Source organism: Blautia fusiformis, assembly GCF_020686995.1.
Taxonomy (GTDB): domain Bacteria; phylum Bacillota; class Clostridia; order Lachnospirales; family Lachnospiraceae; genus Blautia_A; species Blautia_A fusiformis.
The window spans coordinates 72,454-81,604 of record NZ_JAJEPT010000004.1; the positions used below are offsets into that span (position 1 = coordinate 72,454).

A 9,151-nucleotide genomic window follows, 5' to 3' on the forward strand; every position below is an offset into this window, starting at 1 on the left:
AGAACAGGGCTGATGTGATAATTAAGAAAGAGAAGGTATTGTAAAATGAATAAGATCACAATGACACTTCAGGTAGATCACCTGATCCTGGAGGCTTTAAAGGAAGATATTTCAAGCGAAGACGTTACCACAAACTCTGTTATGAAAGAAGCAGTTCCGGGAGAGGTAGATCTGATCTGTAAAGAGGATGGAATCATTGCGGGACTGGAAATCTTCAGCCGTGTATTTACGCTTTTGGATGCTGACACAAAAGTGGAGCTGTTCTGCAAGGACGGCGATGAAGTAAAAAAAGGTCAGAAAATGGGAAAAGTTACAGGAGATATCCGGGTGCTTCTTTCCGGCGAGCGTGTGGCGCTGAATTATCTTCAGAGAATGAGCGGGATCGCAACCTATACACATTCGGTTGCGTCACTTCTTGAAGGAACAGGGATCACATTGCTGGATACCAGAAAAACAACGCCGAATATGCGTATTTTTGAGAAATATGCTGTTCGCGTAGGCGGCGGACAGAACCACAGATATAATCTTTCAGATGGAGTCCTTTTGAAAGACAATCACATCGGAGCAGCAGGAAGCGTTGCGAATGCTGTAAAAATGGCGCAGGAGTACGCTCCTTTTGTCCGCAAGATCGAAGTTGAGGTAGAAACTCTTGATCAGGTAAAAGAGGCTGTTGAGGCCGGCGCAGATATCATCATGCTTGATAACATGACTCCGGAGATGATGAAAGAGGCGGTGCAGCTGATCGATGGAAGAGCAAAAACTGAATGTTCCGGAAATGTTACAAAAGAAAACATTGCAAAGATCAGGGATGTTGGTGTAGACTATGTATCAAGTGGTGCATTAACGCATTCTGCACCGATCCTTGATATTTCGCTTAAGAATCTTCATCCGCTTTCCTGAAAAATGCAGGATTTTACAGAATACCGAGTGCTGTGACAGGAAATACCCCGAATATCAGAAAAGAAGCGTGAATTGCCGGAAGCAGAGGCATAGCAGGTGATGTCGGGCCGGGTTGGAGAGATCGCGAGAATGAAGGAGAGAGGTATCGGAACAAAAAGTACAGGCACAGCCAGGAAAGGGGAACTTAAATGACTGGTTCAGAACGCAGGACAGCGATCATGGATCAAATTAAAAACAGTGAACGGCCGGTCTCAGGAAGTGCTCTGGCCAGAACATTTCAGGTCAGCAGACAGGTGATCGTGCAGGATATTGCGCTGATACGCGCGGAGGGGAATGACGTGATCTCCACCAATAGAGGATATATTTTTACTGCTCCCCATACTGTGAGCCGGATATTCAAGGTGCATCATACAGATGCGGATCTGGAAAACGAGCTCTGCGGGATTGTGGATCTTGGCGGAAAAGTGATCAACGTAATGGTGAATCACAGAGTTTACGGACATATCGAGGCAGAACTGAATATCAGCTCCAGACGCCAGGTTGAGAATTTTATGGAGGATATCCGAAACGGCAAGTCCAGTCCTCTGAAGAATATCACATCGGATTATCATTATCATAAAGTAGAAGCAGAATCCGAGGAAATCCTGGATATGATCCAGGATATGCTGAAACGGCGAGGATTTCTGATCGAAGCAGAATAGTAGAAGTCAGATATAAAAAGAAAAGATATACAGAATGAGAAAATTCTGTTAATATGAAAATATAGTGACCACGAAAATAGGAGAAGGAATCCTGCATGGCAGGGTTCCTTCTTGCACCCTGCGGAAATGTGCACCTTGTGGAAATGTGCAGACAGGGAAAACAGGATGCAGATATGAGGGTGAGAAAAAATACGGCTTGATATGCATGGAGGGGGAAATGGATTATCAGAGTATGTTTACATTTATGCTGGAGATGGCAGGAACTATTGCGTTTGCTGCTTCCGGAGCTATGGTGGGGGCGCAGAGAGGAATGGATATTTTCGGGGTCTGCGTTCTTGGAGTGGTGACTGCAGTGGGCGGAGGAGCTACCAGGGATATTATCCTGGGAATCGTGCCGCCGGGGATGTTTCAGGATCCGCTGTATACCATTGTGGCAACCGTGACGTCCTGTATTGTTTTTGCAGTGATGTACTGGAAGCAGGAGCTTTTGGAAGGCGGGAACCGGCTGGTCTATGATAAGGTGATGCTGGTGATGGATACGGTTGGCCTTGGTGTGTTTACTGTCATGGGGGTTGATAAGGGGATTTCCCAGGGGTATATGGAAAGAACATTTTTTCTTGTATTTCTTGGAACTGTCACAGGAGTTGGAGGCGGCCTTATCCGTGATATGATGGCAGGAGTACCGCCGTATATTTTTGTGCGCCATATTTATGCCTGTGCGTCTATTGTAGGGGCCATTGCCTGTGTTTGGATATACAGGCTGTGGGGCGGAGTGCCGGCCATGGTGATCGGAACGGTAGTAGTGATCCTGATCCGGTACCTGGCGGCACATTACCGGTGGAATCTGCCGAGACTGAGAAGAGAATAAAAAAAATATGAAAAGATCCGGAACATTTAAGGAATAATGTTCCGGATCTTTTTGGCTTTTATTTGGTTTATATTGCGTAGAAGATTTTATCTGTTCCTCTCATAAGAGAATCATGCGTCTGTATCCTGCAGAGCCAGGAAGCCTTCCTCGCCGGTACGGATCTTGACAACGTTTTCGATATCGTAAACGAAGACCTTACCATCACCGATCTGACCGGTATGAAGAACTTCTTTTGCAGTATCAATAACCTTCTGAACCGGTACAAGACTTACAACGATCTCGATCTTAACCTTCGGACGGAGGTTCATGTCAACCTCAACACCACGATAGTAGGTTGGAGCACCCTTCTGAACACCACAGCCCATAACGTTTGTGATAGTGATACCGGTTACGCCGATCTCGTTCATAGCCTGCATAAACTCATCAAGCTTGTTCTGACGTGTGATGATAACAACCTTTGTCAGTTTGTGTACGCCGTCTGCAGGAATTTCAGGAACAGATTCAGCAGGAGCAGAAGGAGCATGTTTTACAACAGGGGCTTTTACGGAAGTTCCCATTGGAGTCGGAGCCTTTGTCATGGTATCCTGTACAAAGAATCCATCGTATGCACTTGCGAGGCCATGCTCTTTCATATCCAGACCTGCGATCTCTTCCTCAGCGGAAACACGAAGACCGATGGTGTGTTTGATCACCTGGAAGATAATTGTCATAGTAATAGCAACCCATGCGATGGTGATAACCATACCAATAAACTGAACACCGAAGCCATGGAAACCACCGCCTGTGAGAAGACCTTTCCATTCGGTACCTGCACCGTCGGAGAAAAGACCGACAGCAAGAGTTCCGAAAGCACCGTTAAGACCGTGAACGCCAACAGCACCAACCGGGTCATCAATTTTGAGAACTTTATCAACAAATTCAATACCAAATACTACAATGAATCCGGAGAGGATTCCGATGATAGCTGCAGATGTAGGAGATACGGTATCACAGCCTGCTGTGATGGCTACCAGTCCTGCAAGAGAACCGTTCAGGGACATGGAAACATCCGGTTTTTTGTAGCGGATCCATGTGATCAGCATAACTGTTACAGTAGCAACAGCAGCTGCAAGGTTTGTTGTTACGAAGATCTTTCCGGCGCTTACAATGGCATCGCCTTCCATGCTGACAGTAGATGCACCGTTGAAACCGAACCAGCAGAACCAGAGAATGAATACACCAAGTGCACCAACCGTAAGGTTATGTCCCGGGATCGCTCTGGATTTACCGGATTTGGAATATTTTCCGATACGAGGTCCGAGGATGATGGCACCGATCAGTGCAGCAACACCACCAACCATGTGAACGGCACAGGAACCTGCGAAATCATGAAATCCCATCTGGCTGATAAAGCCGCCGCCCCAGATCCAGTGACCGGATACCGGATATACAACGAGACTGATCAGTAAACTGTAGATACAGTAGGAGATGAATTTAGTACGCTCTGCCATGGCACCGGATACGATGGTAGCAGAAGTAGCACAGAATACAGTCTGGAAGATGAGAAATGCCCAGAAAGGAACTCCATCTGGAAGCATTGCGTTTCCGTAGTTTGCCTCTGAGGCGATTCCGCCAATCTTGCCGAAGAAACCGTTTCCTGCACCGAACATGATGCCAAATCCAACCAGCCAGAAGACCGGTGTACCGATACAGAAGTCCATCAGGTTTTTCATGATGATATTTCCTGCGTTTTTTGCTCTTGTGAATCCTGTTTCGACCATTGCAAATCCAGCCTGCATGAAGAAGACCAGTGCTGCACCGACGAGGACCCAAGTTGTGTTTACTGAAGAATACATAGTAACACTCCCTTTCCCAATTTTTTTCTTTCCTATTATGTATAGAAAGAATTTTTGTAATACCGGACAAAAAAACAGATGGAATTTATCCAGTATCAGTATAACGAAAAAGCGCAGGAGAGAGGAAATTCTCTTCCGCGCCTTTACGAAATCAAAATTAGTATATGTAAAACAGGGGATATCTGTATCGTGTGATTAATGGATGAGGAAATCGATAATGAATTATGAAGTAGAGTTCATAAGGGATATCCCCTGTATTTACCGTATGAAATTGTTATCTGATATCCGTGATCAGATGGAGAATAACAGCTCGTCGTAGGTCGGATAAGGAAGTAACTCATCCGGGATCAGAGCCTCTGCCTCATCTGCAGATTTTCTTAAAGTTTCCATGTCTTCCAGAACAGTTTCCTGATAAGCCTTGGAGCATGCAAGTACATCGTCAGAAGAAGCAAGAGCTTTTGCTGTATCTGCTTTCAGAGTTTCCAGATCTTTTGCCATGGTGTCTGCAAGTGTACTCAGTTTGGAGATCAGAGCAGCTTCACTTGCTACAGAAATATCAGCTACTACGGATTTCTTTGCAGCTGCAGTATCTGCAAGCTTTTCAACATATGTATATACAGAAGGAATTACCTGCTTCTGGATCATCTCAGCCAGAGTGTTGGACTCGATGTTGATGGTCTTGTAATAGTTCTCAAGCCAGATCTCGTAACGGGAGAAAAGCTCTTCCTTTGTAAAAATGCCATGCTTTGTAAACAGCGCAATGTTCTTCTCAGCAATGAAATGCGGAAGTGCATCCGGAGTTGTTTTCAGATTGTAGAGACCACGTTTCTCAGCTTCTTCAACCCATTCGTCTGTATATCCGTTTCCGTTAAAGATGATGCGTTTATGCTCTTCAATGGTCTTCTTAAGAAGTGCATGTACTGCGTTTTCCATTTCTTCTTCCGGAACATCCTTAAGAGCTGCGCTGAATTCTGCAAGAACCTCTGCAACAGCGGTATTCAGTACGATGTTCGGGTTTGCGACAGATGCTGCAGAACCAAGCATACGGAACTCAAATTTGTTTCCGGTAAATGCAAATGGTGAAGTACGGTTTCTGTCTGTGGTATCCTTTATGAAGTGCGGAAGTACCTTTGCTCCGATATCCATCTGTACCGCATGCTTATTGCTGAAGAAGGTATCGTTTTCAATAGATTTCAGTACGTCTGTTAGCTCATCTCCAAGGAAGATGGATACGATTGCAGGCGGTGCCTCGTTTGCTCCAAGACGATGATCATTTCCGGCGCTTGCAACGGATACGCGGAGAAGATCAGCATAATCGTCAACGGCTTTGATGACAGCTACCAGGAATACCAGGAACTGTGTATTTTCTGCCGGTGTTTTTCCTGGATCAAGAAGGTTTACACCTGTGTCTGTGCTCATGGACCAGTTGTTGTGTTTACCGCTTCCGTTGATTCCCTCAAATGGTTTCTCGTGAAGGAGGCAGACCATGTTGTGCTTGTCGGCAACCTTCTTCATGATCTCCATGGTCAGCTGGTTGTGGTCAACAGCAACATTTGTGGTATCAAATACAGGAGCCAGTTCGTGCTGTGCAGGAGCAACCTCGTTATGTTTTGTTTTTGCTGGAATGCCAAGCTTCCAAAGCTCTTCGTCAAGATCATGCATGTAAGCAGCAACGCGAGGCTTCAGGGCTCCGAAGTAATGATCTTCCATTTCCTGTCCTTTTGGTGCAGAAGCGCCCAGAAGAGTACGGCCGCAGAAGATCAGGTCTTTTCTCTTTTTGTAAAGATCCTTGTCAACCAGGAAATATTCCTGCTCAGGTCCTACGGTTGTGTCGATGTGACGGACCTCTTTGTTTCCGAGGATGTGAAGAATACGAACCGCTTCTTTGTTCAGAACATCCATGGAACGAAGAAGAGGAGTTTTCTTATCCAGTGCCTCTCCGCTGTAGGAACAGAATGCAGTAGGAATGTAAAGAGTTTTATCTTTAATGAATGCAGGTGAAGTAGGATCCCATGCTGTATATCCTCTTGCTTCAAAAGTAGCACGAAGTCCGCCTGACGGGAAGCTGGATGCATCCGGCTCACCTTTTACCAGCTCTTTACCGGAGAAATCCATGATCACCTGTCCGTCACCTGTAGGGGAGATGAAGCTGTCATGCTTCTCAGCAGTTACGTTTGTCATCGGCTGGAACCAGTGTGTGTAATGTGTCGCACCGTTTTCAGTAGCCCATTCTTTCATGGCAACTGCTACGGAATTTGCAACGTCCAGTTCCAGATGAGTTCCGTTTTCAATTGTTTTCTTTAATGCTTTGTACATGTCCTTTGGCAGTTTGCTTCGCATCACTTTGTCATTGAATACAAGGCTGCCATACATTTCAGGGATACTCTGTGCCATATAGGTACACTCCTTTCGATTTCACTCATTCATTATAATTTTTAATTATTTTATAAGGACCGTTGCCGGAAGAACCGGGTATAAACGGACCGGAAAACAAAAAAAGCGCTTCAGATACCTGCCGTATCCAAAGCGCCTTTGCTTTATGTGTTGCAGTATACACCAAAATAAAATATTGTCAAGAACTTTTTTGAAAAAATCTAAAAAATCGACCAGGGCGATCGGACTGTCGGAAAATAGGCGGGGTTGACAAATCTTGTCCTTTTATTATAATCTGATATCGTAGTTATACAGTCGAAAAGTCAGCGATCGCTATAAGTGATCGAGGCAAAAGAAGCTTTTTGACCAGTGACAAAGATGTACAATACGGAAAGAACAGATGGAGGAAAATATGTCAGGAGTAAAGGAAGAATGTGGCGTATTCGGGATTTATGATCTGGATGGAGGGAATATTGCACCATCTATTTATTATGGTCTTACCTCGCTGCAGCACAGGGGACAGGAGTCCTGCGGAATGGCCGTTTCAAGGACGGACGGAGAAAGAGGAAACGTACAGTTCCATAAAGATCTCGGACTGGTAAGCGAAGTTTTGCGAAAAGATGTTGTACATAATATGAATGGTGATATCGGAATCGGACATGTTCGTTATTCCACCACCGGAGAATCTGTCGCAGAGAATGCACAGCCGCTGGTACTTTCTTATATCAAGGGAAGTCTGGCACTTGCGCACAACGGAAATCTGGTTAATACAGAAGCTCTGAAATGGGAGCTGATCCAGACCGGCGCAATTTTCCATACAACTACCGACTCAGAGGTTATCGCGTTCCATATCGCAAGAGAACGTGTGCATTCTGCCACTGTAGAGGAAGCAGTACATAAAACCGTAGAGAAGATCCGCGGAGGATATGCTCTTGTGATCATGAGCCCCCGGAAGCTGATCGGTGCCCGTGATCCTTACGGACTGAAACCCCTCTGTCTTGGAAAAAGAGATAATGCCTATGTCCTTGCATCTGAAAGCTGCGCGCTGACATCTGTAGGAGCGGAATTTATCCGTGATATTGAACCGGGTGAGATCGTCACGATCACCAAGAACGGACTGAAATCCAGTAAACTGACTGAGAAGAAAAAGCATGCTCATTGTGTTTTTGAATATATTTATTTTGCAAGACTGGACAGCACCATGGATGGCGTGAAAATCTATGATGCAAGGATCCGTGGAGGAAAATCTCTTGCAAAATCCTATCCGGTAGAAGCGGACCTGGTGACCGGTGTACCGGAATCCGGACTTCCGGCAGCAAAAGGCTATTCTGAGGAATCCGGAATCCCGTTTGGCTTTGCGTTCTATAAAAACAGTTATATTGGAAGAACTTTTATCAAGCCTACACAGCAGGAGAGAGAGTCCAGTGTCCATCTGAAGCTGAGCGTTCTGGAATCCGTGGTGAAGGGGAAGAGAATCGTTCTGGTGGATGATTCCATTGTCCGCGGAACTACCATTGCCAATCTGATCCACATGCTGAAAGAAGCAGGAGCAAAAGAAGTCCATGTACGTATCAGCTCCCCGCCATTTTTACATCCCTGTTATTTTGGTACCGATGTGCCGTCCAATGACCAGCTCATCGCAGCACAGCACAGCACGGAAGAAATCCGTAAGATGATCGGTGCAGACTCCCTGGGTTATATGCAGATCGATTATCTGGAAGGCATGGCAGGTGGACTTCCGCTGTGTAAAGCATGTTTTGATGGCAATTATCCGATGGAAATACCGGCAGAAATCAAACAGGATTAATGAACTATGTGGAATTAATCTCACAGTAAAAAATAATGGATTGAAAAACGAAAATGTAAAAACTGCACAATAAATATATAAAAAACCCGGATTTTGTCATATAAAATCCGGGTTTTTATAGAAAGACTCTTAAAAACGATAAAAAACATCAACTTGACAAATCTGACAACATGAGACATAATGTGGAACAGCCAGATGAAAAAAGGCCGCTGGTCTGGAATATACAGGAAAACAGCAAGGCCGAAAAAAGGCCGGTTTTTTGCCGAGATAAAAGAGAGGATGATATTTATGTCTAAAAAAATTAGATTGAATGCGACAGAGGATGTTAAAGAATTTGTTAAGGCTGCAAGTAAATGTGATTTTGATGTAGATATTTCATATAACAGAATTTTAATTGATGCAAAATCTATTCTTGGAATCCTCAGCATGGATCTGACCAGAGTTCTTACAGTAACCTGTCATGGCGAGGATCATGAGTTTGATCGTTTCCTTCAGAAATATGCAGTTGCCTGACAGACAGTGCAGAGACAGACAAGATATGAAAGACATAACAAGAAAAGGCAGACGTGACTGCAGAGACAGGAGATCAGTTTGAAATCCTCAGCAGGCGTCTGTTTTTTCTTTACATCCATTTCATAGGAAGAAATTCCGCAGACTATATGAAAAA

The 9,151-nt window shown here is 44.8% G+C and carries 7 protein-coding genes; 5 read left to right on the plus strand and 2 right to left on the minus strand.

Annotated elements, in window-relative coordinates; translation table 11 throughout:
- The first annotated feature begins 45 nt into the window (after positions 1 to 45).
- From nadC to LKD46_RS04955, 3 genes are all read left to right on the plus strand, one after another.
- On the plus strand, positions 46 to 900 hold the full coding sequence (nadC, locus tag LKD46_RS04945; protein ID WP_059086301.1) for a carboxylating nicotinate-nucleotide diphosphorylase: 855 nt from the start codon (positions 46 to 48) through the stop codon (positions 898 to 900).
- Between the two features lie 188 nt (positions 901 to 1,088).
- Positions 1,089 to 1,601 carry a transcription repressor NadR gene (locus LKD46_RS04950; protein ID WP_059086300.1) on the plus strand — a complete coding sequence of 171 codons (513 nt, stop codon included), beginning with the start codon at positions 1,089 to 1,091 and terminating at the stop codon, positions 1,599 to 1,601.
- A gap of 217 nt (positions 1,602 to 1,818) precedes the next feature.
- A complete protein-coding gene (locus tag LKD46_RS04955) occupies positions 1,819 to 2,469 on the plus strand; it encodes a trimeric intracellular cation channel family protein (RefSeq protein ID WP_022426741.1) in 651 nt (216 codons plus the stop codon).
- Positions 2,470 to 2,579: 110 nt separating this feature from the next.
- On the opposite strand, the gene LKD46_RS04960 is transcribed toward LKD46_RS04955, so the two are convergent.
- Complete coding sequence (locus tag LKD46_RS04960) at positions 2,580 to 4,304, minus strand: ammonium transporter (RefSeq protein ID WP_110102043.1); 1,725 nt, start codon at positions 4,302 to 4,304, stop codon at positions 2,580 to 2,582.
- 291 nt (positions 4,305 to 4,595) lie between these two features.
- Positions 4,596 to 6,698: a glutamine synthetase III family protein gene (locus LKD46_RS04965; protein ID WP_110102042.1), complete on the minus strand. Its 2,103-nt coding sequence runs from the start codon at positions 6,696 to 6,698 to the stop codon at positions 4,596 to 4,598.
- A 391-nt stretch (positions 6,699 to 7,089) separates the two neighbouring features.
- On the opposite strand from LKD46_RS04965, the gene purF reads away from it, so the two are divergent.
- Complete coding sequence (gene purF / locus LKD46_RS04970; RefSeq protein ID WP_015525743.1) at positions 7,090 to 8,484, plus strand: amidophosphoribosyltransferase; 1,395 nt, start codon at positions 7,090 to 7,092, stop codon at positions 8,482 to 8,484.
- Between the two features lie 288 nt (positions 8,485 to 8,772).
- Positions 8,773 to 8,997 (plus strand): HPr family phosphocarrier protein, encoded by a 225-nt coding sequence (locus LKD46_RS04975; RefSeq protein ID WP_022426744.1) that lies wholly within the window; start codon positions 8,773 to 8,775, stop codon positions 8,995 to 8,997.
- Positions 8,998 to 9,151: the final 154 nt, after the last annotated feature.